The 673-nt window shown below is 48.0% G+C and carries 1 tRNA gene and 2 rRNA genes; all 3 read right to left on the bottom strand.

From position 1 onward, the window contains the following. Positions 1–194, bottom strand: a 23S ribosomal RNA gene (locus OIU26_RS25870); the annotation flags it as partial. Between the two features lie 197 nt (positions 195–391). Further along, positions 392–467, bottom strand: a tRNA-Ala gene (locus OIU26_RS25865). A 98-nt stretch (positions 468–565) separates the two neighbouring features. Then, positions 566–673: ribosomal RNA gene (locus OIU26_RS25860) — 16S ribosomal RNA — on the bottom strand; the annotation flags it as partial.

Below are 673 nucleotides of genomic sequence, written 5' to 3'. Positions count from 1 at the left end.
TCCCCTGGTCTGCCTCTCACTCACCTATGAATTCAGTGAGTAGTGACTGTCGATGAAGACAGCCGGGTTTCCCCATTCGGACATCCCCGGATCAAAGCTTGCTTACAGCTCCCCGAGGCCTTATCGTTGTTCGCCACGTCCTTCGTCGGCTCCTGGCGCCTAGGCATCCTCCGTGTGCTCTTTGTAGCTTAACCTAGACTTTTCTTTCGCAGAAAGAAAATATCGATATCTGCTACCTTTATTTCACTTGTTTACACAAGATCAGCTTAAAGGAATATTCTAAAACGCAATTTCGTTTCGGTATCCAGTTTTCAAGGTGCAAAGCTGTGTGATTATCAATCAACTCCTGAAGAGTTAATGATCTCCAAACAGTTATAGATGAAATTGTAATTGGTGGAGCCAAGCGGGATCGAACCGCTGACCTCCTGCGTGCAAGGCAGGCGCTCTCCCAGCTGAGCTATGGCCCCTCACAAGTTCCATCAAAACTGAACAAATGGAATGATGAATTGTTGAAGCTTACGCTTCATATTTGAATGTTTCCATTGCAGGAAACCATTCTCCATAGAAAGGAGGTGATCCAGCCGCACCTTCCGATACGGCTACCTTGTTACGACTTCACCCCAATCATCTACCCCACCTTCGGCGGCTGGCTCCTTGCGGTTACCTCACCGAC

The organism is Paenibacillus sp. BT-177, assembly GCF_025846815.2.
In the GTDB taxonomy this organism is placed as follows: Bacteria; Bacillota; Bacilli; order Paenibacillales; family Paenibacillaceae; genus Paenibacillus; species Paenibacillus polymyxa_C.
Note: the sequence above shows the minus strand (reverse complement) of the source record. Positions and strands in the feature narration are given on the sequence as shown.